Raw genomic sequence first — 26321 nt, forward strand, 5'->3', positions numbered from 1 at the left:
GCCTTATCCTCGCGCGGCGCCGGTGGCGGAGCCGGTCACCGTCAGGCCACGGCGCTTCAACGCGAGGGCGAAGGCGTCGGACAAACTGGCTTTGGTCGCAACCGCCGACAGGTCGATGCCGAGGTGCACGATGGTCTGGGCGATCTGCGGACGGATGCCGCTGATGATGCAATCCGCGCCCATCAACTGCGCGGCGGAGACCGTCTTGAGCAAATGCTGGGCGACCAGCGTATCGACGGTCGGCACGCCGGTGATGTCGATGACCGCAATGCTCGAGCCGGTGGCGACCAGTCGTTGCAGCAGGGTTTCCATGACAACCTGCGTGCGCTCGCTGTCCAGAGTGCCGATCAGCGGCAGCGCCAGGATCCCGGGCCACAGCTCCACGACCGGCGTCGACAGTTCGATCAACTCTTCCTGCTGGCGGGCGATCACCGATTCACGCGCCTGCTGATACACCTCGGTCGTGTACAGGCCGAGCGAATCGAGCAGCAAGGTCGTTTCCCACATTCCGTCGGCAAGCGCCTCAGGCTCATTGAGCAGACTGGTGCGCAGCCGGGTGAAGATGGGCTGTTTCAGCGAGAACACGAACGTAGCGACCTGCGACGGCGAGAAGCCCTGGGTGGCGCGGCTGCGTGACAGGTCGGCCAGGAATTCACGGATCTCGGACCATTGCGAGTTGCGGGCATCGAACTGCATACCCTTGTGGATATTGCTCACCAACAGTGCGAGAAAACGCTGCGACTCATCGCGCAGCTGCGATTCCTGTAAGCGCCCGGCGCGCCACGAGCCCGATTCCAGCTGCAGTCTGACCCACTCGGTGAGGATTTCTTGTTGATGCTGCTCGACAATGGCCGGCAGTCGACTTGCCAGTCGGTTCATCGCAACTCCTGTGTACAGCCTTGGCGAAGGCCAGGAAATAAGGCGCTGGTCAATGGCTAGGAATGACTCGCTTACGGAGCCTTCGTGTTGCCGTCTAGAGGATGCCGGCGCCCACCCGCGAATGACGCTCGACCGTCCGTTACGCGCGACAGGGCGCGACGGTTCCCATTTTTGAAATTTTTTCTAGCGGCGCCGGTCAGGCGCTGACGACTTTCAGCAGGTCGGTGTCGTCGTGCAGGCCGAGCGACCGGCCGTTCAAGAAATCGCGGCACTTACTTGCGGGCGCGGGCTCGGCGAACAGATAGCCTTGCGCGTACCGGCAGCCGAGCTTGCGAAGCATGTCCAGCTGCGACCAGCCTTCCACGCCCTCGGCGATCACTTTGATCTTCAGGTGCTCGGCCATCGCGATGATGGCGCCGACGATGGCGTGATCGTTGGCGTCCGTGCCCAGGTCGCGGATGAAGCTTCGGTCGATTTTCAGGTAGTCGACCCGCCAGCGCTTGAGGTAGCTGAGCGAGGAATAGCCCGTGCCGAAGTCATCGATGGCGATCCGTACGCCGAGGGCGCGCAGATCGTTGATAGCGTCGACACCGGCTTCACTCGCAGGCGAGCCATGGCGCGCTTCGACCTGATCGAACATCGCGCCTTCGGTCAGCTCGATCTGGAGCATCGCCGGACTGATCGAATTGGCCTGGGTCAGCTCGGCGATCCGCTGGCGCAGATCGCAGCGGGCCAGCTGGCCGGGCGAGACATTGATTGCGACCGGCACCAGCACGGTGTTGCCGGCTTTGCGCCATTGAACCATGTCGTCGATGACCCGCTTGATCACGAAGTCGCCGAGCCCCGCGATCAGGCCGGTTTCCTCGGCGATGGGGATGAAGCGCGTCGGCGACACATAGCCGTCGGTGGGATGTTTCCAGCGCACCAACGCTTCCAGGGTCACGACGCGTCGGGTCTCGATATCGACCAGCGGCTGGTAGTGCACGTCGAGCTGACTCTGCGACTCGAGTGCAGCGCGCAGGCGCTCCTCGATGGCGACGCGTTCCTTCAGCTGACGATCCATCACCGGGCTGAACACCTGGAAGTTGTTCCGGCCACGGTCCTTGGCCTGATACATCGCCGTGTCGGAATGGCGGAGCAGGGCGCCAACATCTTCGCCGTCCCGCGGGAACATGCTCACACCGACGCTCGCCGTCGTTACCAGCGGCTTGCCATCGATTTCCAATGGCGCGGCCAGCGCGGTGGTGATGCGGGAAGCGGTTTCTTGAACTTGATTGCTGCTCCTCACGATGTTGAGGACCACCACGAACTCGTCGCCGCCCATGCGCACTACGATGTCTTCGCCGCGCACGGCGTCCTTGATCCGTTGTGAGACCGCTTGCAGCAGTTTGTCGCCGGTCTCGTGACCGTGCGTATCGTTGACGTGCTTGAAGCGATCGAGGTCGATGAACAGCACTGCGAGCGCCGCTTTCTTGCGGCGGGCTTCTTCGATGGCCGCAGGCAGATGGGCTGCAAGGAACAGCCGGTTGGGCAGGCCGGTCAACTGATCGTGATGGGCGAGACGATCCAGCCGCTGCTGTTTCTCCAGCAACTGGGCTTCGATCTTGCGACGGACCATGCCGCCGTGCTCCACCTGCTCGATGAACTGGCGATGCCGCGACTCGGCTTCCACGACGCGCTCGTCCAGCTTGCGCATGCGCAGTTGCAGCCAGCCCGCCCAAGCTGTAACGGCGATCAGGGCGACGATGGCGCAAACGGCAAGGTAGAACATTGTGGCGCGTTGTTATTTCGACGCCCACAGTGTCGCGAAATGACGTCAACGCCCGCCGGATATGGCGCACAGTTTCGGGCCGCCCTCCTTGGCGGGCAGCCAAAACTTCGACGCAGGACCGGTTTGTGACTTAACAGTTGGCAGTTAGGCCGCGGGCGCAGTCCGCAACTGCAGGTCGCTGGCCGCCTGGCTGAAAGACCGGATGAACATGGTGAAGGCGTAGACCGCGCCAGACACAGTCTGAGTCTGATCGTCCGCCGCCTCGTGGGTTTCCAGATGCTCGAGGAAGCTGCGCCACAGGTTGCTGCCTTCACCGGGCTGGCCATGGCTGAGATAGGTCGATGCGTTACGAACGTTCTCATCGGTGCTGGCGAGCACCTGATCCAGCTGCACGCGCGCCCCGAGGCGGGAGCCTTCCAATACATACAAGATGCCGAATACTTCGGACGGCGTCGGCGCTGTACGGCGTAGCGCAAGCGGTTGCACGTCCGACTGCAGGCTTTGCAGGTCCGCGAGAATCGCCGCCCGACGCGAACGCTCGCGCCAGTCGGGCAACAGCTGTTCGACGCCGGCTGTCTCGAGCAACTGTTCGATCGCGATCAGCGTCGCGGCGTTCGCTTGCAGGAAGCGCCGATAGTGAGTCGCATCGCCCAGGTTGAAACCGGCGGCGATTCGATCGAGGTCGCGGTGCAAATGATCGGTCGCGCCGCGCAACGAGTTGCGTCGGTTCAATTTGATGCTGGAAGTGGCGGGGCTGGACGCTGGCGTTTCATCAATTTGCATGTCGAGCGAAATCCTGACCGTCGAGCACGCTACGGATACGCGCTGCCAGGTCATCGAAAGCGAAAGGTTTGGTGATCAGTTGCACGCCCGGGTCGAGCCTTCCGTGATGCACGATTACATCGCGGGCGTAGCCGGTCGCGAACAGTACTTTCAAACGTGGATGGAGGACGACGGCCTGCTGGGCCAGTTGCTGGCCGTTCATGCCTCCCGGCAACACTACGTCGCTGAACAGCAGGTCGATGTCGCCGGGAGGCGTCTGGCGTAGCAGGCTGAGTGCGTTGACGCCATCGCGCGCTTCGAGGACATCGTAGCCAAGCTCGCGAATCGTCTCGACGGTAAAAGCGCGTACGTCGGGATCGTCTTCCACCACCAGAATCGTTTCGCGCCTGGCGGCGAGCGACGCTTCGCATTGATTGTCAGCTTCGGGGACTTGCGCATCGGGACGAGCGGCCGGCAAATGAATCCGGATCGAGGTGCCGGCGCCATCCGCCGAAGTGATGCGCACGTGGCCGCCGGACTGGCGCACGAAACCATAGACCTGCGACAAGCCGAGGCCGGTGCCCTGGCCGACACTCTTGGTCGTGAAGAAAGGTTCGAAGGCTCTCGCCAGCACTTCAGGCGACATGCCCGTGCCGGTATCGCGAACGTTGATCACGACGTACTCGCCTCGCGGCAGATTTTCCGCCGTACAGTGAGGCGCGTCGCGCAGATCCAGATTGAATGTTTCGATGCTGAGCGTGCCGCCATGAGGCATGGCGTCGCGCGCATTGACCGCGAGATTCAGCAGCGCGATCTCGAGTTGATTGCCGTCGATCTCCACGTGCCGCAAGTTCGGCGAGAGCGTGGTCTCGACCACGATCAATTCGCCGAGCGTCCGTTGAATCATCTCGGACATGCCGGCCACCAGCCGGTTGACCGCCACCGGTCGCGGATTGAGCGGCTGCTTGCGTGAGAACGCCAGCAGGTGCTGCGTGAGATTCGCCGCACGCTGGGCGCCAGCCATGGCGTGATCCGCCGCACGCCGCAAGCGCTCCTGGTTCGGCGGCAGCTTGCGTTGCAATGTTTCGATGTTGCCGACCACGACCTGCAGCAGATTGTTGAAGTCGTGCGCCAGGCCGCCGGTGAGCTGGCCGACGGCTTCCATCTTCTGCGCCTGACGAAGCGCTTCCTGCGCTTGCTCGAGCTGAGATTGCGCCGCCTTGTCTTCGGTGATGTCGCGACCGACGGCATAGATGTAGCCGTGCCCGAGCGCGGTCGACCAGGAAATCCAACGTGTCTCGCCGCCCCGGCAAACGAATCTGCACTCGAACGGGCGCTGATTCTCGAGCACTGCTTGCGCCATGGCTTGCTGGACGACGGCAGCGTCATCGGGATGAGCAAACTTTGCGAGATGCTCGCCGACCACTTCGCTGGTGCCGTGGCCAAGCGCCGCCTGCCACGCCGGGTTGACTTCGATGAGCGCGCCAACCGGTGTCATCACTGCCATCAGGTCTTTCGACAGCTGCCACAGGTGATCGCGCTCGGCGGTCTTGTGAGCGACTCGCAAAGTCAGCGTCTGATTCAAATCCTGCAGGGCGGCCTCGGCCTGCTTGCGCTCGGTGATGTCGTTGACGATGCCGATCAGGCGAGTGCACGCGCCGCCGTCCTGGAACGAGCGGCCCGACAGCGAGATCCAGCGCTCCTGCGCATCGCCGGAGCGGATGATGCGAAACTCGGCGGCTACGTTGCTGGCGGTAGCCGCCTCGATCGTTTCGTTCAAGATAGCTTCGATGCGCGGCCGATCACCGCTGTGGCAGCCCTTCAGAAATGTTTCGTGATTGGCAACGGCGTCCGGTCCGAGCCCGAACAGCTCACGACAGCGAGCATCCACATCGAAAGTGCCGGTCGCCGGGTCGAATTCCCACCGGCCCAGGCCCGCAGTCTCGATCGCCAGCTGCGCGCTGGTCTCGCTGATGCGCAGTGCCTGTTCGGCCCGCACACGATCCTGGCGCTCGCGTGCTTCGGCGACGGCACGATCGACGGCAGCCGGCAAACGGCTCAAGCCGCGCTTCATCACGTAGTCGGTTGCGCCCCGGCGCAATGCATTGATCGCGAACTCCTCGCCGACCACGCCAGAGACAAAGATAAAAGGCATATCGGGATGGCGCTCGCGCACGATGTCCAGCGCCGTCAGGCCGTCGAAGTCCGGCAAGGAATAATCCGCGAGCACCACGTCGTAGCCGCCGTTGCCGATTTCCCGCATGAAGTCTTCGCGAGTCGCGACACGCTGCACCCTGCTCGCGCTGTCTGCTTTCGTCAGATGAGTGATGGCGAGCTCGGCATCGATCTCGCTGTCTTCCAGCAGGAGGATGCGGGTCTGCGAGTGGGGGCGAGAGGCGAGCTCGGCGGCCATGGTTACTTCTTGTTGATGCCGGGCGCCGCCATGCGCGGCGGCGTTTCGTTGAGGACGCCCCAGAACATGCCTAGATCCTGGATCGCTTCGAAGAACGCGTTGAAGTCCACCGGCTTCACCACGAAGGCATTCACGCCGAGCTCGTAGCTGCGCACCAGGTCGCTTTCCTCGCGCGATGACGTAAGCATCACGACCGGCACCGAGCGGGTCAGGCCGTCGGATTTGATCTTTGCGAGCACTTCCAGGCCATCCACCTTCGGCAGCTTCAGATCGAGCAACACCACCGCCGGATCGCCGGGCTGGCGATCCTTGTACTGGCCGCGGCTGTACAGATAGTCCAGCGCTTCGGCGCCATCGCGGGCCACGACGATGTCGTTTGCCAGCTGGCACTTGGCCAGTGCGGCGAGCGTGAGCTCGATATCTTTCAGGTTGTCTTCGACCAACAGGATGGGCCGCAGATCAGCCATCGACGCTTGCTCCTTTGCGGGGTATGCCAAAACGGAATTCCGCACCTCGGTCGACGGCGCCCTGCGCCTCGATCCACCCGCCGTGACGCTCGATGATCCGGTGTGTCAATGCCAGGCCGATGCCGGTACCCGGGAAATCTTCCATGCGGTGCAGCCGTTGGAACACGCCAAACAGTTTGTGCGCATAGGCCATGTCGAAGCCGACGCCGTTGTCGCGCACTGTGTAAACGCATTCCGACGCAAGTTGTTCACCGCTTATCTCGATGATTGCGGGGGCGCGGTCGCGGCTGTACTTGAGGGCGTTGTCCACCAGGTTATACAAAGCCTGGCGTAACAGCGCCGCGTCGCCATTGGTTGGCGGCAGCGGCTGAATGCGCCATTCGATTTGCCGGTCGCGGGTGTCAGGCCCGACCGAGCGGATGATCTCCTGCACGACTTTCTGCATATCGACTGGCGCGACCGAGAGCGCCGTGCGGCCGAGCTGAGAAAAGTTCAGCAGATCGTCGACCAGCTGACCGGCTGACGCGGCGGCCTCATTGATGCTGTCCAGATAGTGCTGCGACTGAGCGCTCAGAGATTGCTCGCGATCGCGCAGCAGCTGGGTGTAACCGACGATGTGCCGGAACGGTGCGCGCAGATCGTGGCTCACCGAATAGGAGAACGACTCCAGCTCGCGGTTCGAGCGTTGCAGCTGGCTGGTGAGCTCGGCCCGCTCCTCGGCGCGACGAAGCACGAAATTGACGATGGCGGTTCGGAAATCCACCGCACTGTCGATTTCGGCCTCCGACCACGGCAGGGCGCGGCCTTTCACCAGCTCTTTCCAACTGGCGAACGAATTGCGCGGCGTCAGGCGCTCGTTTTGCACTTGTTTGGCTTCACGTGGATCGCCCGCCCACAGCACGGTTCGCTCCACTTCGGGGCGGAACCAGAGGATGTAGCTGGAGTGCAGTTGTGAGATCGAAATTGCCAGCACGCCGCTTGCGACATCGACGATATCGGCAAAGTCGGGCCATTGCTGGCCGAGGCTGTCGGTCACGAAGGAATCGGCGCCCTGCTGGTGCAGCTTTTCGGTCAGCGCACGCACCCGATCGAGCGGCGGCGTAACGCCGGCGGTGAACAACAGATCGTCGTGCAAAACCGCTGCGCCGCTTGCGTTGGCGATCTTCAACCAGGTGTCCGTGTGGTTGCCGAGCCCGCTCTGGAATGAGTCGCTGCCCGCGATCTTCGTCAGCAGCTCGCTTTCCACCCGCTTGAGCTCGATACGCCGGGCGGCATAAACGCCGCGCTGGCGCGCACCGATGTGTTGGGAGAGTACTTTGCCCAACAGATCGCACGCAGTGCGCGCTTGTGCATTGACTCGGCGAGGCGTGGCATTGTGAGCGGACACCAAGCCCCACAGCCGACCGTCCACTAGCACCGAAATGGACATGGATGCGAGCGTGCCCATGTTTCGCATGTATTGGAGGTGCACCGGCGAGACGCTGCGTAGGGCGGCGAAGCTCAGATCCAGAGGCGTGCCGCCTTTATCCAGCGGCGGCTCGATCGGCACGGGCGTGTAGTTCGCGTCCGGAATCACGCGCAGCCGGTTGAGTCGATACAGCTCACGCGCCTGAGGAGGAATGTCCGTCGCGGGAAAGCGCAGGCCGGCATAGGACGGCAGCACACCGTCGCCGTCTTCGGCCAGCACTTCGCCGTTCCATTGCTCGTCGAAACGATAGATCAGGATGCGATTGAAGCCGCTGATCTGCCGGAACTCGCGAGCGGCGGCTGCGCACAGGGAAGCCATGTCCTCGTGCGCCGGCAGGTCTTCCATGAAGCGGCCGATCCGTGGGTAATAGGCTTCGAGCGTTTCGCCTTCGGTTTCGGGCGGCTGCTCGAACTCGAGAATGATCCCCTGAGCCGTCTGATGGCCGAGCACCTGCAGGCGCTGGCCATTGATGTCCAATGTTCTCAAATAACTGCTGTCGGGGTTGGCCAGCCAGCTATTGATCTGGCGCTCGGCGGATTCACCGATCAGCTGGTTCAGCGAAAGGCCGAGCACGGTCGAGCCGCGTCTGCCGAGCAATGCCGTTGCATTGGCACTGGCCTGCACGATTCGCCTGCTGCCGGGATCTACAACCACAAGCGTCCCATGCGGCTGAATGCTGCCCGGAATCCGGATAGGTTCTTGCGCGCACAGGTCGAGGTCGAGGTTGAGATCGGATGTTGAGACCGCTGACACCATCCGCCGCTCGTCGAGCTTGATTTTCTGCGCGACTCAATGCCTGGAAACAGCAGAAAGTTCCGATCATGGGAAACGGCAATGCCGTTCTATCAAGAACGGCGGCGGAACTGCAGAAACGGAGTGAGATAGCCGATCTGGTTGTACAGAATCTGCGCTCGTGCGTTGGTATTTTCGGTATGCCAATAGACGCGGGTGCTGCCGCGCTCGTCGGCTGCCTTGTAGACAGCTTCGATCAGCGAGCGACCCACGTGCCGGCCGCGCCCCTGCGGATCGACAAACAGATCTTCCAGGTAGCAATAGCCGACGGGCGACCAGGTCGAGAGATGGAAATGATAATGAGCGAAGCCGACCATCCGTCCGCTGTCATCGAGTCCGGCGAAGCCCCACAGCTCACGACCTTCCATGAGCCGGCGCCAGGTCAAGTCGGTGGTCGACTGCGGCAGGGTCTGTTCATAGAACTGCAGGTAGCCAGCCCACAGCTCATCCCATCGAGCGCGATCATCGGCTTGCAACGGGCGCACACGCGAACTTGACGTCATACCGGTCCCCAGGCTTCCATTTTGAATGGAAGTATAAGGGACCTTGCCAAACTACTCCCGGCGATCGTTCTGCTCGTCGATCTCTTTTTCAGCGCTCAACCAATCGTCCAGCTCGCTGCCCGGCGCGAAGCCGCGGCGCTCGGCGCGCCAGTACGCTGCTTCAGCAATCCTCGCTTCCCGATTTCCGGAAAGCGACGGGAGTTCGCGCTGTTGCAGATTGCTTTTGGTGATCTCCAGATCGTGAGTTGCGGCTTCGCCGACCACACCATCGGCAGCGCGATTCTCGACGGCGTCGGCATCGGCGAGCTTTTGCTCCTCGTTAGTCACAGTCGTTACCGGCGGCAGCGTGCGTGTCGATCCTTTTTTAGAGCGGGGGTTCGTACCTGAGGGGCGGCTCGCCATGATGATCTCCGATCGGCGGTTATGTTCAGTGCTCGATTCAAACGTCATCGACCGACAAAGGTTCCAAGAACTACACGCTCACGACGAGGCTGCGCTCATTCTTCCGACCGCACTAAAGAAAACGGCGGCGACTCGTTGGAGTCGCCGCCGCGTTCGGTGCGGTCACAAGCAAGTCACATCTCAATGACGTGCGCGGCTCCCCGAGCTGCGCGCCGATTTGCTACGACTGCCGGCGCGCGCCTGGCGGCGTTTGGCAGCTGACGTGCGCGATCCCGTCGAGCGCTTGCGCCGAGGCGCCGGTGCTTCTTCGGCTTCGATGCCCATCTGTTCCATCAACTGCATCTTTCGCTGTGCAAGCTCGCTGCCCAGTTCTTTGAGATCCAGCTCGGTTTCCTTGAGCGCGGGGAACAGCTCCTTCTCCTCTTCCTTGACGTGATGTTTCACGTATTCGCTCAGCACTTTGACCAGCGCCTTGAACTCCGGATCCTCCGGCGTGCCGGCTTCGATCTTGGCAATCAGCTCCTTGGCGGAGCCGTGCTCGATCTCGGCCTCGTACACCATTTCGTCCTCTTCCTCGCCGAAGGCTTCCTTGGCCTGGGGATACAGCAGCTCTTCCTCGATCTGCGTGTGCACCGTCAACATCTGAACGATGCGAGTCGCGAGCTCGGACTGCTCGCTTTCGTCGGCTTCCTCGAATTCGGCAAACAGCGCCTCCACTGCACGATGATCTTGCTTGAGTAGAGCAATTGCATCTCGCGGTGCGTCCGTCGAACTTGTGTGTGTGGCTCGTGCCATGGCTTGCTCCTCGAATTGAATACGTAAGCGAGAGTGGCTGGCTCGCAGGAGCAATGAACTCGTCATCGGCGAAGTTCCTGAGCAGGAACCGTGAGAGCAGAGCGCGGACAACGACCACTCGCCGGAGGCGAGTGGTTATCAAATGTTAGTTCAGCTCTGGGGCAACTCGGCGAGACGCTCGAGCATGCGAGGATCGCCTGCTACGTGCACTTTCTCAGCGGGGCCGAGCCACGAGAGCGCCTCGTTGAGATTGCTGGCGTCACGCACCTTTTGTTCTGCAGTAAGGCGATGCGGATCCGGGTGACCGCGTGACTCGGGGGGGCGGGGCAAGTTTCCGGTGATATGTGCGTAACGCGCCTGACGATCAGCTGCGAGCAGGCGCAGACCGTCGCGTGCCGGCTCTTTGGCTTCGGCAAGCAATTCGTCGCGACGCTTGATGACTGGCGGCGCATGTTTCTCTTCGGGCGTCCGCAGCAGACCCAATGAGTGCATCACCCGACCGGCCAGCACGCTGCCGCTCATCTTGGACAGCGGAATGGACAGCAACAAACCGGCCAGCGTCGGCGCAAGCCATGCCAGCAATGTAGGCGATATGAGATAGGCGACGATGCCGGTGACCACACCGATCACGACGTGCACCCAATGGATGCGCGCAGATTCGCTCCACGCGGTGGAGTCAGTGCGTCGGCGCTGCGCATTCCAGCCCGAGTCGCGGCCCGTGAAGATTTCAATTACATGCTGGGTCTGCACCAGCATCATGATCGGAGCATACAGCGCAGACAGCAGCGTCTCGAACACGGTGCTGAGGATGACACCCAGGAAGCCGCCGCAGCCTTTGCGGATCTTGCTGTCGAACAACGAGCGCAGCATGCCCAGCACTTTGGGAATGAACAGCACGATCATGGTAAAGACGAACAGCTGCATCATGCGTTCGGCGTCGAACTTCGGCCAGTCGGGGAACAACTGGAAGCTGCGACTGAAATATTCGGGACGGATCAGCGTCGCCTGCAAGGTCAGCGCGAAGCCCACGACCAGCAGCATCAGCCACAGCGGCGAGGACAGATAGCTCATGATGCCGATGCAGAAATGACCGCGGCTGATGGTCGACAAGCCATCGGCGCCGACGATCTTGGAGTGTTGCAGATTGCCCTGCGCCCAGCGCCGGTCGCGCACCGCCACGTCGATCAACGACGGCGGGCTTTCTTCCCAGGAGCCGTCGAGATCCGGCGCCATGCGAACCTTCCAGCCGGCCCTGCGCATCAGGGCGGCTTCGACGAAATCGTGCGACATCACGTGACCGCCGAACGGCTTGCGCCCGGGCAGCTGCGGCATGCCGCAGGCTTCGGCGAAGGCCTGAACTCGAATGATGGCGTTGTGGCCCCAGTAATTGCCTTCGTTGCCCGACCATGTCGCGACACCGCGCGCGATGATGCCGCCATAAACGCGACCCGCGAACTGCTGGATGCGTGAAAACAAACTGTAATGACCGTGCAACATCGGCACGGTCTGCAGGATGCCGAGGTGCGCATCGCCCTGCATGCGACGAACCAGCTCGACCATGGTTTCCGCCGACATCAGACTGTCGGCGTCGAGCACGATCATGTAGTCGTAACGTCCGCCCCAGCGTTTGACGAACTCTTCCACGTTACCGGCCTTGCGGCCGGTGTTGTGCCAGCGGCGGCGATACCACACCGGCATGACATTGCGCAGCTCGCGTCGCAGCCGGTCGACGGCGATGGATTCATTGATCCACGGATCGACCTGCGTAGAGTCGGAGATGATGACGATCTCGAAGTGCTGAGCCGCACCGGCCTGCGCGAGCGCTTCGGCCATGGCCTGCAGCGCCGAAGTCGTGGCCGTCGGATCCTCGTTATATATAGGCATCAGCAGCGCGGTGCGCGAGCCGGCCAGATTCGCCTGGGTCTTCGGGATGTGAATGGGCACCAGCAGGCCGGCGATGGCCGAGGCGGCGGAGAACGCGATCCAGCCGAACGTGATGGTGAAGAAGAAAATCATCACGCCTTGCAATACCGTCATCTTCGAGAACTCGACGATGCCCAGCATTTCGAACAGCGCGTAACCTGTCAGGCCCAGGGTGCCAAGAATCACGATGGTACGTGCAAATATTGCCCGGACCGGCGCCGGTCCAAGCGCACGCACGACCTGCGGGCTCTGCCGCAGATCCTGCACCGGCATGTCGATCGGACGCTCGAAAGGCATACCACCGCGAACTACGTCGCGGCCTTCGGTAGGAGAGGTCGGAGATTTCAGCTGGCCGTCCATCGATAAAGCCAGGTTTCAGTAATGGGACGATTGGCGCGCAGCAGGCGCAATCGCAACTCGACCAGGCTGCTGCCCGCGGGATCCAGCTCGAAGCTGGCGCGGACGCCCTTGGTCAACGGGTTCTGTTGCAACGTCGGGTGCGACAGCTTGCCCGCGGAGGCGCCAACGTCGAGCTTGAGGTCCTCGATGTTACGCCCCGCGCCGGCGAAGTCGATCACGAAGATACGGCGCTTGCCGTCGATCGTCGGACCGGTGCGCGTAGCAGTGGCGCGACCCAATGACGGCGTGATGCGCGGCGTGTTGTTCCAACGCAGGCGATACGAAATGTGCCAGGGCTTGCCCGCCGGCACCGCGTAGTGCGGTCGGAAGAACGCGACGATGTTGTCGTTGGTCTCGTTCTCGGTGGGAATCTCGACCAGGTCGACCGAGCCCTTGCCCCAGTCGGAGGTGGGCTCGATCCAGGCGCTCGGACGCGTCTCGTATTTGGCTTCGAAGTCGCGATAGTCACTGATGCGCCGTGAACGCTGCACCAGTCCGAACGCGCGCGGCGCTTCGGCGGTGAAGGCCGACACTTGCAGCTCTGTCGGATTGCGCAGTGGCCGCCACAAACGTTCGCCCGAAGCTGTGACCACCTGCAGACCGTCCGAATCGTGCACCTCATCGCGGAAGTCGTCGATGCGCGTGCGCTCGGATTCATCGAACAGAAACATCGATGTGAGCGGCGCGAGACCGATGTTGTCCAGGTCAACGCGCGGGAACAGCGTCACGTCCACATCCATGACGGTCTCGGTGCCGGGCTGGATGGAGAACCGATACGCGCCGGTCGTGGACGGGCTGTCCAATAACGCGTGCACGACGATTCCAGACGAATTCGCCCCTGGGCGTTCAATCCAGAACTGAGTGAAGGCCGGAAACTCTTCGCCTGCCGGATGCGCGGTGCGGATAGCCAGGCCACGGGCCGACAAACCGTACTGCCCGGCGCGAGGCACGGCGCGAAAGTAGGAGGCCCCTTGGAACACCACGAATTCATCCCACACCGAGCGGGAATTGAGCAGCGTGCGCACGCGAAAGCCCGACAGCGGCAGGGTCTGATTGGCGAGCTGCTTCGCGACGTGCGGGCCGAGCGCAAACATATTGGGTGTGCCAGTCAAATCGCTGGCCATGCCGCTTTCGACCGCCGACACCTTCACCGGTGTTTGGAACAGGAACCCGGCGGGCAACAGCTCGACGCGGAACGGCACCTGCTCGTTACGCCACAGCGCCATTTCCGGCCTGAAGCGAATGTCGCGATATTGATCGTAGCTGAGCTGCTGGAGCGCAGAGTTGCCTTCCAGGCGGCGCGGTACGTAGGCGGATGCGGCGGTTCGTTTGGCCAGATCCAGGACCGTGCTCGGAGTGAACTTGTAACGCGCGGCCCGTCCGCCCTCGGCCGCCGGCTTCACCGACGCGGCGCCTGCCACACAAGAAAAAGTGATGGCGAGCATCACCAGCCAGTAACGGCGCATGACTGTCTGCGCCGCCCGCTGCGGAGGCAGGGGAGGACGTGTGCGCGGAGTGGGCGGGGCGCCCGGGCCCCGAGAATTTGCTGACTCGCCTGAATTCATCCGAATCGATCGTTCCTGGTTCAAAGGCCGCGGCGCGAGCAGCGTTCACTCAAAGGTCTACGCATGTCTCGTTATCACGGTTCCAGATTTCATCACTGTCGCGGAACTGCGTCGGTTCGCCGCGTATTAAACGCAGCGATGTTCGCTCGTGGCATTGCTACCACATCGTCACTTTACCAGCCTATTCCTTTCGTACTGCATTCTTCTCGGAGACCAGCATGACTGACACGTTGCGCAGCCAGCCACATCGATGGGCGTTGGTTCTGGCGGCAGGCGAAGGCAGTCGGCTACGTGCGTTGACCACTCAGCCCTGCGGTACGCCGGTCCCCAAACAGTATTGCTCCCTGAGCGGTGGCCCGTCGCTCGTGGAAGATGCCCTGGCTCGTGCCCGAACGCAGGTCGCTGCCGAACGGGTCTGCGCCATCGTCGCTCAACAGCATCATCGCTGGTGGTCGAACATCCCGGCGCTGTGCACGCTGACGCAACCGAACCTGATCGTTCAGCCGAGCAACCGGGGGACGGCCATCGGCATCCTCTACTCGCTGGTGCACATTTTAAGCCAGGATCCGGAGGCGCAGGTGCTGATGTTGCCGTCGGACCACTACGTGGCGCACGAATCCATCCTGCAGCGCTCGCTTGCAGCCGCAATGGAACATGTCTCGCGCTGTCCTGATCAGCCGGTCCTGCTGGGGCTGCACCCCGAGGAGCCGGACAGCGAGCTGGGCTACATCGTGCCGGGCGAGTCCAGCCCGTTCGGCGCCCAAACTGTGGCGCGGTTCGTGGAAAAACCCGAGTTGCCTGTGGCAGCCCAGATCGTTCGCAAGGGCGGCTTGTGGAACACATTTATTATTGCCGCCTCGGCCCGCGCGCTGTTGGATCTATACCTGCCGCGCTTCGCTCCAACCGTCATGGAGATGCAGGTCATCGTCAGCAGCGCGCTTCAACACAAATCGGCGGGCGGCTGGCCGGCCATTGTCGATATGTACACGCGGATGCCAGATCTGGATTTCTCGCGCGACCTGCTGGAAGGACGCGAAGGCTCGCTGTGTGTGCTGCCAGTGCCGGCCTGTGGCTGGAGCGATCTGGGGACGCCGCACCGCGTCGGTGAGACGCTGCGCAAATTGGCCGGCGAACGGGCGGCGAGACGTGCGGCGGCGGATTCGGGTTATATCAATCTGGCTGCACGGCACGCGAACTTCGAGCGCTCGATGGCGGGTGCATCCCTGTAAATTCTCCGGCTGCGTTTGCCAACGGACGGTGAGTCAGCGCGATGGGGTGTTGTTGTGAGCCGATCCGTCTCATTTAACTTCGGCCCCGAGCTCGGCGCCGACGGCACGACGTTTCGTTTCTGGGCTCCCGGCGCGCAGCGCGTCGACCTGTTGCTGGAACCCAGCAAAGGCGCGCCATTACGGCAGCAATTCACGGCCTCGAGCGACGGCTGGTTTGAAACATTGGTGCGCGGCGTCGGCGCTGGCGACCGATATCGCTTCCGCATCGACGATGAGCTCGACGTGCCCGACCCGGCGTCGCGCTTCCAGCCGGAGGGCGTGACCGGCCCCGGCCAAATTCTCGATCCTCACTCCTTTCAATGGCGCGACCTGCGCTGGCAAGGCCGCCCCTGGCACGAGGCGGTGTTGTATGAATTGCACGTTGGCACGTTTACTCGCGAGGGCACTTATCGGGCAGCGATAAGACGCCTGGACGATCTCGCCCGAGTCGGTATCACCGCGATCGAGCTATTGCCGCTGAACACGTTTCCCGGTCGGCGCGGCTGGGGTTACGACGGTGTGCTGTTGTATGCGCCGCAGCCAAATTATGGCCATCCGGATGAATTGAAACATTTCGTGCAGGCGGCCCATGAGCGCGGACTGATGGTGCTGATCGACGTGGTGTACAACCACTTCGGACCGGAAGGAAATTATGTGCACCGATATGCCGAGGATTTCTTCACGTCGGCGCACCACACTCCCTGGGGCAGCGCTATCAATTTCGCGCATCCCATCGTTCGGCAGTTCTTCATCCAGAATGCGTTGTACTGGTTGAACGAATACCGCTTCGACGGATTGCGGGTCGACGCCGTGCACGCCATGTTCGACGACGGCGATACGCATTTCATCGACGAACTGGTGGACAGCGTGCAGCGCGGACCGGGCAGCGAGCGGCGCGTGCACGTCGTGTTGGAAAACCATCACAACGAGGCGCGCCGGCTGGGTCGGAAAGATCGCTCGATGGTCGCGCAGTGGAACGATGACTTCCATCACCCGATGCACATCCTGCTGACCGGCGAGAGCGATGGCTACTATCGCAACTACGCCGATCGGCCGATCGAACATCTGGGTCGTGTGCTCGCCGAGGGGTTCGCCTATCAGGGCGAGGTTTACCAGACAGAAGGTCATGCTCGCGGCGAGCGCAGTTCCTCGCTGCCGTCCACCGCGTTCGTGAGTTTCATCCAGAACCACGATCAAATCGGCAATCGCGCTTTCGGCGAGCGGCTGACAAAGCTCGCGCCACCCGAAAAACTGCGCGCCGGCCTGGCAGTTCTTTTGCTGGCTCCGCAGGTCCCGATGCTCTTCATGGGAGAAGAATACGGGGCGGTTCAGCCGTTTCTATACTTTTGCGACTACCAAGGGGACCTGGCCAAGGCGATTAGCGACGGTCGGCGCAACGAGTTCGCATCGTTCGGTGCGTTCGCCGACGAACATCGGCGCGAGCAGATCCCCGATCCCAATGCCGAGCAGACTTATCTGGCCAGTCAACTCGACGACGAGGATCGGGCCGAGCCGCGGCATCGCGAATGGTTGGCGTACACGCAGGAACTGCTGGCGGTACGAGCTGAGAAGGTTGTGCCGGTGATTCCGGAGATCGTTGCTGGGGCCGCTCGATATGAGGTGAGCAGCAGCATGCTCACCGTGACATGGCCGTTGAGCCGCGGTCGCACCTTAGTAATGCAAGCAAACTTCGGTGACCTTCCCGCGCCGGCTCTTGGCCTTCAGGAGGGGGGGGGTCTTCCGGCTTCATCAGCGCGCGAACAGTATTTTTCCACGGCCGGCGCATCGGCGCGGGATGAGGAACTAGCCCCCTGGGAAGTCAGACTGTCGCTGGGAGCGCCATGAGCGCACTGGTGCCAACCGAACCTGGCGCGCGATTCAACATCCCTCGCGCCACGTATCGTCTCCAGTTCAACCATCGATTCACATTCAACGACGCGGCGCGAATCGTGCCTTACCTGGCGCGGCTCGGCATCAGTCATGTCTACGCGTCGCCAATCCTCAAGGCGCGGCCTGGCAGCATGCATGGCTACGACGTGGTCGATCACTCGCAGCTCAATCCCGAGCTCGGCACGCGTGAGGATTTCGATCGCTTCGTGCAGCAGTTGCACGAGCACGGGCTGGGGTTGATCGTCGACATCGTGCCCAATCATCTCGGCGTGATGGGCAATGACAACGGGTGGTGGCTGGATGTCCTGGAGAACGGGCCTGCCGCGCGCTGTGCATTTCACTTCGACATCGATTGGCGGCCGAACCGCGGTTCGATGCGCGATCGCATCCTCGTGCCGATCCTGGGCGATGCGTATGGAATAGTGCTCGAGCGTGGCGAGTTGCAGATCGAATTCGATGCCACGGCCGGCAGCTTCTCGGTGCGCTACTACGATCACCGCATGCCGATTGATCCGCGTGAGTATCCGAGAGTTTTCCCGCAGCCCATTCCAGAGGAACTACTGCCGCAGGACGATGCGCATCGCGCCGACTTCGAGAGCTTGCTCAACAGCTTCAGCAACCTGCCGCCGCGTGATGATACGTCCACGGACGCGGTGGCGGTGCGCTACCGCGATAAGGAAGCTCATAAACGACGCCTCGCGCGTTTGATCGAGCGCAGTCCCGAAATCCTGCGCTACATCAATGAGAGCGTCACCCGGATCAACGGCACGCCCGGACAGGCGGAAAGCTTCGATGCACTCGATGCGCTGCTGGAGGCGCAGGCTTATCGCCTGTCCTACTGGCGAGTTGCCGTCGACGAGATCAACTATCGCCGCTTCTTCGACGTGAACGATCTGGCGGCGCTGCGCATGAACGAGCGCAGCGTATTCGATGCGACCCATCAGCTGATCTTCGAACTGATCGATGCGGGTAGCATCGACGGCTTGCGCATCGATCACTCCGATGGCTTGTACGACCCCGAGGAATATTTCCTGCGCTTGCAGGAGCGCTTCGGCGGCGGGCCGGAGCGCCGACCGCTGTATGTGCTCACGGAGAAAATCCTTGCCGCGCACGAACGCCTGCCGGAGTCGTGGCTGGTTCACGGCACGACTGGCTATGACTACGCGGCGTTGCAGACGACGTGGCTGGTGTGCGGGGACGAAGAAACGCGCATGACCCGCCGCTATCGAACCTTCACCGAGAACGAGGCGTCGTTCGAAGCGATCGCCTACGAGAGCAAGCGATTGGTGATGCGCTCATCGCTCGCCGCCGAAGTCGAAGTGCTCGCGACTCAGCTGGATCGTATCGCTCACATGGATCGGCATACAGCGGACTTCACGCGGGCTGCGCTGCGCGAGGCGATCAGAGAAGTGATCGCGTGCTTCCCGGTGTATCGCACCTATATATCTCCGCGCGGCATTGGCGAAGAAGATCAGAGGATCATTTATTGGGCGACGGGGCTGGCGCGGCGACGGAGTGCCGGCGCTGAAGTGAGTGTCTTCGACTTCGTCCGCGACGTGTTGTTGGGCACGGCCGCGGGAGGGAGCCTCCCGTCGCACCGTCAGGCCATGCTGGAGTTCGCCATGAAGTTCCAGCAGGTGACGGCGCCGGTGACGGCTAAGGGCGTGGAGGACACAGCCTTCTATCGCTTCAATCGCCTCATCTGCCTCAATGAAGTAGGTGGCGAACCGAGTCGTTTCGGTGTGTCTTCGACCGCCTTGCACCAGGCCAATCTGGAGCGTTGCAAACATTGGCCGCACTCAATGCTCGCGACTTCCACGCATGACACGAAGCGCAGCGAGGATGTGCGAGCCCGGATTGCCGTGCTGAGCGAGCTGCCGGACTTGTGGAAGCAGCATCTGTCGCGCTGGTCCCAGTTGAATCGAAACAAGCGACGTCAAGTGGACGACGCGCCAGCGCCGGATCGCGAGGACGAGTACCTGCTGTATCAGACGCTGGCGGGTCTTTGGTCGCCCGAGCTTCCGACCGAGCAATTGATCGAGCGATTGCAGGCGTACATGACGAAGGCCGGGCGCGAGGCCAAGCGCTCGACGTCGTGGATCAATCCCAATGCCGACTACGAAGCGGCGGTGAACGACTTCATCGTGCAACTGCTGAACAATCCAGAGCGCAATGCTTTTATGCGCGACTTCACTTCGTTCGTCGGCACGATTGCGTTCTTCGGTCGAATCAATTCGTTGGTGACAACGGTGTTGAAGATTACTTCGCCGGGCGTGCCTGATTTCTATCAGGGCACCGAACTGCCGGCGTTCACGCTCGTCGATCCGGATAATCGTGCGCCGGTAGATTTCGATGCGGCCGCTTCGCAGCTGGCATCGCTGTCGGAAGTTTCGGATGTGCGCGCGCTGTTTGAGGACTCGGATAGTGCGCAAGCGAAGTTGTATGTAACGGCGAAGCTTCTGCAGTTTCGTGCTGCCGACGCTGCGCTGTTCGCGTTGGGCAGCTATCTGCCTTTGCAGGTTGAAGGCGAGAAGAAAGATCATGTCTTTGCGTTCTCGCGAACTCATGAAGGCCGCACCTGCGTGGTCATCGTTCCTCGGTGGTCGGCGCGGTTGATGGGCGGGGAGATGCGGCTGCCTGTGGGCGAAATTTGGGGTGATACGCGAGTTTTGCTCGGTGATGCCGCCGACGGGGATTTACGCGATGTACTCACGGAACAGGTTGCACGGGCGACCGGCGATGATGGCGCGCTTCGTCTCGCAGATGTTCTCTCCACGGTCCCGCTCGCAGTGCTGAGTTCCGCAGCGACTTCCCGCGGCGCGTAACGCGCGCGTAAATCAGGGCCGCAAAACGTAAACACCGGCAATTCAATCGCTGTTGCTGCGCCTGGCCGATCGTTTGGTTGCAAACAACGACGCGCAACTTGAACAGATCGTCGTTACCGCAATGCGCCGGTCGGAAACGGGTGACTGACAGGTGCTCTGGTCATCAGCCCCGCTACGAGGTTGGCTGCGGCAGAGGCAAGAATCGGCCACAAATAGCTCGACGTCATGTCGAAGAGAACGCCCGCGGTCGCCGGTCCGATCAGCGTTCCGACTGCGACGCTGGTATACAGCACTCCGATGATGGCGCTCACATTGCGCCGGCCGAAAAGGTCCGTGACGACGGCCGGCAGTACGGCCACCCAAGCGCCATAGAAAAGACCGAGCAGAACGGCGAATGCGACCAGCCCTGGCAGCGAACCCGATACCGCCCAGAGGAGCATCGCGAGCATCATCCCGAGGTACGTGATCCGCAGAAACTGCGGACGACCCATACGATCCGCAGCGCCGCCGAGGAAAAATCGTCCGACCGTGCTACCTGCGCCGATCGCTCCAATCAGTGCGGCCGCTGGTCCTCTATCGATGCCGAGATCCTGAGCGTACGGAACGAGATGTACGAAAGGAACGAATGCTCCCAACGAGCCCATGAAACAGCCAATATAAAGTTGGGTGAATGCCCGAGACCTTACCGCCTCGAGGAGTGAGACACCGTCTGCAGCTGGCGCGTGCTCAGGCGAGCGCGAGATTCCATCTGGGTGTAATCCACGTTCACGTGGATCGCTCACAATCAAGCTGGCAACAGCAATCCCCAGCACCGCCGCGCCCAGGCCGATAGTCAAGTATGCCGCCCTCCAGCCAATCAGCTCGACCAGCGTTGCAGCGAGGGGCGGCATCACCAGCGTCCCCACGCCGATGCCCGCGACAGCGAGTCCGGAAGCGAGGCCTCGCTGTCGATCGAACCAGCGCTGCACTGCGCCGAGCACCGGAACGTAAGCACAACCGATGCCCAATCCGACTCCCAACCCATACGCGAGATACACTTCGAACAACGTGCGCGCCAGGCTGGCTAGCGCAAGACCGCTGCCGACGAGAAGCATGCCAAGCATTGCGAGCGGGCGTGCACCCCAGCGGTCGGCCAGGCGCCCACTGACGAGTCCGAAGCCGAAGTACACGAACCCTGATAAGGAAAAGGCGAGTGCAACCGAGCCGCGGGACGCATCGAAATCACGCTGCAGTGGTTGGACGAACGCACTGAATGTATAGGCGCAACCGAATCCGATGAACGTGACGGCAAATGCGGCCGCGACCACAATCCATCCATAGAACAGACGTGCTTGCATCGGTTTCATTTACGCACAAGGATGCCGGCGGTGCCAGCGTGTGGTGGACTGGAACGCAGCGCCGGCGCGCACCAGCATTTCCTCGCGAAACCCGGCGCCTATCAGCTGGAGAGCCATTGGCATGCCTGCCTCGGACGCTCCGGCTGGAAGCGTGATGGAAGGATGGCCGCTCATGTTGAATGGACACGTATATCGCTGCAGTTTCGCGATCAGTTGCGGCTGCGTGCCCAGTGTTTGAATCGCAGCAAGCGTCAGCGGCGGCAACGGCTGCACTGGTGTGAGCAACAAGTCGATGTGACTGAACAGCGCGTCGACGCGGCCTCGGAACTCCATCCTACGCAACAAGATGCGCTGATACTCGATCGCGGTCGTGGTTTGCCCGTGCTCGATCACCGACGCGAGCACAGAGCCATAGTCGTTACGACGCTGAGCGAAGGTTTCCGTATGCGCCGTCGCCGCTTCGATCGCGCAATTCGTCACCCAATCGTGAATGATTCGTTCCGAATTCGGCACGCGGATGTCTACGATCTCCGCTCCAAGCGCTCGAAACGCATCGAGTGCGGCAGTCATCATCTGTGCGACCTCCGCATCGACATCCGCGCTGTTCCATGTTGTATCGATACCGATGCGAATGCCGCACAGCCCGTCGTTTGCCGAGCTCAAATAGTTGGGCACAGCGACGGTCGCCGTCGTCGGATCGAGTGGATCGACGCCTGCGATCGCTTGCAACAGAAGGGCCGCGTCAATGGCAGAGCGCGCGATCGTTCCAATATGGTCGAGTGATGCCGCCAGCTCGAAAACCCCATGGCGACTGACTCGTCCCCACGTCGGTTTGATCCCTGTCGTGCCGTTCGCGGCGCATGGCCAGCGAATCGATCCGCCCGTATCGGATGCCACGCCGCCGAAACACAATCCTGCAGCAGTGGCGGCTGCCGCGCCGCTGGAGGAGATGCCGGGCCAGTAGTCTGAGTTCCACGGGTTTTTGGGCGGCTCGATCGATGGGTGATAGTCAGAGTATGCGCCCTCCGTGAGTTGCGTCTTTCCAAGAATCACCGCGCCGGCGGCGCGCAGGCGGCTGACCACGGTGGCATCCTGATCGGGCAGGAACTGTTTATGAACCTGCATGCCCGAGGAGGTCGGGTGATTCTTGGTCCAGCAGATGTCCTTGATTGCGATTGGCACTCCATGCAGAGGTCCGCGCAGTCCTCCAGACGCTATTTCCCGATCGGCGCGCTCTGCATCCTCGAGAGCTCGCTCCCGCATGGTGGATGCATAGCTGTTGAGCGTTCGATCTACCGAGGCGATGCGCTCCAACTGCATGAGCGTGATCTCACGCGAAGAAAGTTCTCTGGATCCGATCAATACCGCCAGCTCGGAAATATCGAGGTAATGAAGGTCTGAATGATGCGGCATGGCCGAGATCCTTGGTGTGGGCACTAGCAAAAGGTAATTGCTGGTGTTCGATGGTGTCAACCACCAAATGAGCTATACTGGTGTCGCATGAGACTTTCAGACAAATTTCTCGTTCCCCGAGAGCTGGCGTTGCTTTATGACTTCGTCAACTCGATCGATCTGCGCACCTATGTTGAAGCGGGGGCCGCGCACGAGCCGAAAGACGAGCTGCAGACCGTCTCACAGCTGGCGTCGTGGATGCGCGCCCATGAGTTGAGTGGCAGCGGGCCGGCGCCGCTGGGGCAAGTGCTTCGATTGCGAGAAGCATTGCGCGCCTATCTCGCAATCCCAGCGGAAGAGCGTGCGACCGCAAGCGCTGAGATCAGCGCGTTGAATTCAGCGAGCGGATCGTTTCCTCTGGTTGCAAATGTGGCAGGTGGCATGGTGGAGCTGCGCCCGGCGAAGGGATCCGAGCTTGGGCGCGTGCTCGCAGAGCTGCAGATGTTGTCGGCCACCGGGCAGTTGGGCCGGCTCAAGATGTGCCAGTCGCCGGAATGCGGCTGGGTATTTTTCGATCGCTCCAAACCGGCGAACCGCCGCTGGTGCTCATCGGCGAAATGTGGGAACCGCGAGAAAACTCGCTCCTATAGACGCCGCCAGCGAGCCTGAGCGCGTGCGCGCCTGTTTGCGCGGCATGCGCCGCGCGTTGGCGCGCGCAACGCGAGCAAAAATTCGATAGCGGCAGCGGACAATCCAGGCTGGTTATATATACAGCCGTAAACTGCCCGCGTATGATCGACTCACTCAACCGAGCTCGACCCACCGCAGGAGAATCTCATGTCTCACACAGCCTTGTCCGAGCTGATCGAGCACGAGCGCATCGAGCTCATGCAGGTGCACGCCATGGTCCGATGTTTGAACGACGTGCTGCTGTATTCGGACGACGATGACTCATCGATGCACGCCGACGTAGCGCTGGTGATTGCGCGTTTGTTGAATGAATCCGTCGGCCGGTTGGAGATGGTCCGCGTGCGTGTCGCGGAGCTGGAACAGGCTGCGGTAGCGCCGCCGAATCAGGTTCGCGAGCTGCGTGGGTCCTATTGGGTCAGTCCGCGACGGAGCGATTGTGGTGAACTCGACGACGGAGCCGCGCAGCGATGGGATGTTTCGGAACCTTGGCTGATGGTGCGCGATTGCGTGGATGATGCGCGCACAGGAGATTATTCATGCAAGCCGAGTTCGAGAAATTGGGTGAGCTGATCAAAGATATCCGCGTCGCCATGGTGACCACCGTGGAGCCGGATGGAACGTTGCACACGCGGCCGCTGGCTTCATTGGCGTACGAGAATGATGGTCAGTTGTGGTTCTATACCGCGATCGATTCGGCGAAGGTCGACGAAGTCATGCACGACGTGCGCACGAGCGTGGCGTTTGCCGACACGGGCAAGGATGCATACGTCGCGGCATCCGGCACAGCGGACATCGTCAACGATCGCCGGCGCATCCACGAGCTGTGGACGCCGTTCGCCAAGCCCTGGTTTCCGGACGGGCCGGACGATCCGAAGCTCGCGCTGTTACGCGTGCACGTCGAGCGAGCGGAGTATTGGACGTCGGCCGGCAAGGCGGCTTATCTGTTGGGCGTCGCCACGGCGGCGGTAACCGGCAAGCGCACTCACTTAGGCGATAACCGCAAGCTGACTATGTAAGTTCAACCACGCCCCGGCGCTGCATCGCCATGGCATTCGTAGTGCTGCACTGTCCGGGGCCGTTCCAATAGATATTTGTCATCCAGCGGGTAATAGCGCGCTAGTTCGATATCGTCACCGGCGAAAGCGCGGATCGAGTCGAACGACTCCCACCAGCTCAGCGTAATCACTTCGGTGCGCTTATCGTCCAGGTCGCGTACGGCGATGGCGGCGCCCCGATTTCCCGGCGTCGCCCGGTAGTCGTCCAGGCCTGTGCCTTTTATATAGTTCACGTACTCGTCCCGGTGCTCGCGGCGGATCACGCCTCGCCATTCACGCAAGATGCTGCTCATTGCTGTCCCCTTGAATCCTTCGGGTCGGGCCGAGCGTTCGAGCCTATGGGCAGGAGCGGCGGCGGATGAACGTGGCGGCAAAAATCTGGAACTTGGCCAAGTGCGCGGTGACCAATTGGATCACGGATCGGTCCTCGGCAGCCGGCGCGGCGCTCGCATTCTACTGCGCCTTCTCGCTGGCCCCGCTGCTGATCATCCTGCTCACCGTCGCTGGTTGGATCGTAGGCGCGGAGGCGGCTTACGGGCAACTCAGTGGCACGTTGACGCAACTGTTCGGACGCGCCACCGCCGAGGTCCTGCTGGAGGCGATGAAACAGTCGCAGGAGTCGGAAGGGCTCGCCGCGGCCGCAATCAGCATCGTCAGTTTGATTATCGGCGCCACTACGGTGTTCGCGGCGCTCGAGGAAGCGCTCGATAACATCTGGCACGCGCAGGCGCTTGCGCCGAAGGGCGTCTGGGGATGGCTGAGGGTGCGGATCCTTTCGTTCGGCGTGATCCTGGCGGTGGGTTTTCTGCTGTTGGTTTCGTTGTCGGTAACGGCGGCGCTCGCGGCGTTACGTTCCATCATCGCCGCGCGCTTCACGGAGCTCGTCGTGGTGGCGGCCATACTGGATTTCGTGATTTCGCTGTCGTTGGTCGCGGGGCTGATCGCGATCATCTATCGCTATCTGCCGTCGAAGCGGCTGCCCTGGCGCCCGGTCCTGATCGGCGCCGTGGTCACTGCGCTGTTGTTTCATCTGGGCCGCTGGCTGATAGGCTTGTATCTGGCGAACTCGACGCAGCCGTCGGCGTTCGGTGCGGCGGCATCGTTCGCCGCCATGTTGCTGTGGCTGTATTACTCGGCGCAGATATTTTTGTTGGGTGCGGAGTTCACCGCCTGTGCGGGCGGCGTGAAAGAAGAAAAGCGGCCCGATCCTGAATCAGTGAAGCAACGCTGAGAATCTGCGAGCCTGTCGGATCCTTTCGATGTCGGCGGCCTGATAGGCCGAGCGACGCGCCTGATCTTCGTCCTGGTTGCGCCAGGCTTCCAGGCCCTGAATCTCATAAGTGAAGCGAACGAACAGTGCTTCCGGCGCCGGCTCTTCGATGCGGATGGTCAAGGTGCTGCCGGCGAAGGAGCCTTGGCAGTCAGCGCGGATGATCACGGCATCTCCTGGCGCCAGCTCGACCTCATCGGCCAGGCAATACGCGCCGCGGTGGATCTCACGCCGCAGCCGGCCAGGCGCGATCTCACATACATTGGCGGTGTCGATGGAATCGTCGACGGTTTGAGGTGCGACGATAGTGTGGTGCAGGCCGCGCCACAGCTGTTCACGCGTCAACCACGGGCTCACGATGTTGTCGGGATCGTTGATCCGGACGAGGTGTTCGTGGTGCAGAGTGGTCATGGCGACCGCCAGAGTGACGGCCGCCGTCGATTCGTTCAAGAGGC

At 61.9% G+C, this 26321-nt stretch carries 22 protein-coding genes; 7 read left to right on the forward strand and 15 right to left on the reverse strand.

Translation table 11 applies throughout. The features are described from left to right. Window positions 1-3: 3 nt before the first annotated feature. From EK373_RS08815 to EK373_RS08865, 11 genes are all read right to left on the reverse strand, one after another. On the reverse strand, window positions 4-879 hold the full coding sequence (locus tag EK373_RS08815; RefSeq protein ID WP_129642312.1) for an STAS domain-containing protein: 876 nt from the start codon (window positions 877-879) through the stop codon (window positions 4-6). Between the two features lie 196 nt (window positions 880-1075). Further along, window positions 1076-2650 (reverse strand): putative bifunctional diguanylate cyclase/phosphodiesterase, encoded by a 1575-nt coding sequence (locus tag EK373_RS33955; RefSeq protein WP_129642313.1) that lies wholly within the window; start codon window positions 2648-2650, stop codon window positions 1076-1078. A 144-nt stretch (window positions 2651-2794) separates the two neighbouring features. Further along, window positions 2795-3433 carry a biliverdin-producing heme oxygenase gene (locus tag EK373_RS08825; protein ID WP_157994281.1) on the reverse strand — a complete coding sequence of 213 codons (639 nt, stop codon included), beginning with the start codon at window positions 3431-3433 and terminating at the stop codon, window positions 2795-2797. Further along, window positions 3423-5825 (reverse strand): response regulator, encoded by a 2403-nt coding sequence (locus tag EK373_RS08830; RefSeq protein ID WP_129642315.1) that lies wholly within the window; start codon window positions 5823-5825, stop codon window positions 3423-3425. Before EK373_RS08830 ends, EK373_RS08825 begins: the two co-directional genes overlap by 11 nt. 2 nt (window positions 5826-5827) lie before the next feature. Further along, complete coding sequence (locus EK373_RS08835) at window positions 5828-6292, reverse strand: response regulator (protein ID WP_129642316.1); 465 nt, start codon at window positions 6290-6292, stop codon at window positions 5828-5830. Further along, a complete protein-coding gene (locus tag EK373_RS08840) occupies window positions 6285-8516 on the reverse strand; it encodes an ATP-binding protein (RefSeq protein WP_129642317.1) in 2232 nt (743 codons plus the stop codon). The genes EK373_RS08835 and EK373_RS08840 overlap by 8 nt, the downstream gene beginning before the upstream one ends. Before the next feature lie 89 nt (window positions 8517-8605). After that, window positions 8606-9055, reverse strand: a complete 450-nt coding sequence (locus EK373_RS08845; protein WP_129642318.1) for a GNAT family N-acetyltransferase — start codon at window positions 9053-9055, stop codon at window positions 8606-8608. A gap of 51 nt (window positions 9056-9106) precedes the next feature. Beyond that, on the reverse strand, window positions 9107-9457 hold the full coding sequence (locus EK373_RS08850) for a DUF2934 domain-containing protein (RefSeq protein ID WP_232831049.1): 351 nt from the start codon (window positions 9455-9457) through the stop codon (window positions 9107-9109). 180 nt (window positions 9458-9637) lie between these two features. Further along, window positions 9638-10252 (reverse strand): hemerythrin domain-containing protein, encoded by a 615-nt coding sequence (locus tag EK373_RS08855; RefSeq protein WP_129642320.1) that lies wholly within the window; start codon window positions 10250-10252, stop codon window positions 9638-9640. A gap of 150 nt (window positions 10253-10402) precedes the next feature. After that, window positions 10403-12535, reverse strand: a complete 2133-nt coding sequence (gene mdoH / locus EK373_RS08860) for a glucans biosynthesis glucosyltransferase MdoH (RefSeq protein WP_129642321.1) — start codon at window positions 12533-12535, stop codon at window positions 10403-10405. Then, entirely contained in the window at window positions 12520-14040 is a 1521-nt protein-coding gene (locus tag EK373_RS08865) for a glucan biosynthesis protein (RefSeq protein WP_157994283.1), read from the reverse strand. Before EK373_RS08865 ends, mdoH begins: the two co-directional genes overlap by 16 nt. A 317-nt stretch (window positions 14041-14357) precedes the next feature. Here EK373_RS08865 and EK373_RS08870 point away from each other — a divergent pair, with 317 nt between their 5' ends. From EK373_RS08870 to treY, 3 genes are read left to right on the forward strand one after another with little or no spacing between them, the layout of a single operon-like run. Further along, window positions 14358-15368 carry a sugar phosphate nucleotidyltransferase gene (locus tag EK373_RS08870; protein ID WP_129642323.1) on the forward strand — a complete coding sequence of 337 codons (1011 nt, stop codon included), beginning with the start codon at window positions 14358-14360 and terminating at the stop codon, window positions 15366-15368. Window positions 15369-15422: 54 nt separating this feature from the next. Beyond that, window positions 15423-17252 carry a malto-oligosyltrehalose trehalohydrolase gene (gene treZ, locus EK373_RS08875; RefSeq protein ID WP_129642324.1) on the forward strand — a complete coding sequence of 610 codons (1830 nt, stop codon included), beginning with the start codon at window positions 15423-15425 and terminating at the stop codon, window positions 17250-17252. An 8-nt stretch (window positions 17253-17260) separates the two neighbouring features. Beyond that, complete coding sequence (treY, locus tag EK373_RS08880) at window positions 17261-20122, forward strand: malto-oligosyltrehalose synthase (protein WP_232831050.1); 2862 nt, start codon at window positions 17261-17263, stop codon at window positions 20120-20122. A gap of 113 nt (window positions 20123-20235) precedes the next feature. Here treY and EK373_RS08885 read toward each other — a convergent pair whose 3' ends face one another. Both EK373_RS08885 and EK373_RS08890 read right to left on the reverse strand, forming a co-directional pair. Beyond that, complete coding sequence (locus EK373_RS08885) at window positions 20236-21468, reverse strand: MFS transporter (RefSeq protein WP_198683163.1); 1233 nt, start codon at window positions 21466-21468, stop codon at window positions 20236-20238. After that, entirely contained in the window at window positions 21469-22872 is a 1404-nt protein-coding gene (locus tag EK373_RS08890) for an amidase (RefSeq protein ID WP_129642326.1), read from the reverse strand. 87 nt (window positions 22873-22959) lie between these two features. Here EK373_RS08890 and EK373_RS08895 point away from each other — a divergent pair, with 87 nt between their 5' ends. From EK373_RS08895 to EK373_RS08905, 3 genes are all read left to right on the forward strand, one after another. Beyond that, a complete protein-coding gene (locus EK373_RS08895; RefSeq protein WP_129642327.1) occupies window positions 22960-23520 on the forward strand; it encodes a CGNR zinc finger domain-containing protein in 561 nt (186 codons plus the stop codon). 168 nt (window positions 23521-23688) lie between these two features. Beyond that, on the forward strand, window positions 23689-24111 hold the full coding sequence (locus EK373_RS08900; protein ID WP_129642328.1) for a hypothetical protein: 423 nt from the start codon (window positions 23689-23691) through the stop codon (window positions 24109-24111). Continuing rightward, entirely contained in the window at window positions 24078-24557 is a 480-nt protein-coding gene (locus EK373_RS08905) for a pyridoxamine 5'-phosphate oxidase family protein (protein WP_129642329.1), read from the forward strand. Before EK373_RS08900 ends, EK373_RS08905 begins: the two co-directional genes overlap by 34 nt. A gap of 2 nt (window positions 24558-24559) precedes the next feature. On the opposite strand, the gene EK373_RS08910 is transcribed toward EK373_RS08905, so the two are convergent. Next, complete coding sequence (locus tag EK373_RS08910) at window positions 24560-24889, reverse strand: hypothetical protein (RefSeq protein WP_198683164.1); 330 nt, start codon at window positions 24887-24889, stop codon at window positions 24560-24562. Between the two features lie 65 nt (window positions 24890-24954). Between EK373_RS08910 and EK373_RS08915 the strand changes: the two genes are divergently transcribed. Continuing rightward, complete coding sequence (locus EK373_RS08915; protein WP_129642330.1) at window positions 24955-25827, forward strand: YihY/virulence factor BrkB family protein; 873 nt, start codon at window positions 24955-24957, stop codon at window positions 25825-25827. Here the strand turns inward: EK373_RS08915 and EK373_RS08920 are convergent. After that, a complete protein-coding gene (locus EK373_RS08920; protein ID WP_129642331.1) occupies window positions 25810-26316 on the reverse strand; it encodes an AtaL-like protein in 507 nt (168 codons plus the stop codon). The two genes, EK373_RS08915 and EK373_RS08920, sit on opposite strands and share 18 nt — an antisense overlap. Between the last annotated feature and the right edge of the window lie 5 nt (window positions 26317-26321).

The organism is Peristeroidobacter agariperforans, assembly GCF_004138335.1.
Taxonomy (GTDB): Bacteria; Pseudomonadota; Gammaproteobacteria; order Steroidobacterales; family Steroidobacteraceae; genus Steroidobacter; species Steroidobacter agariperforans.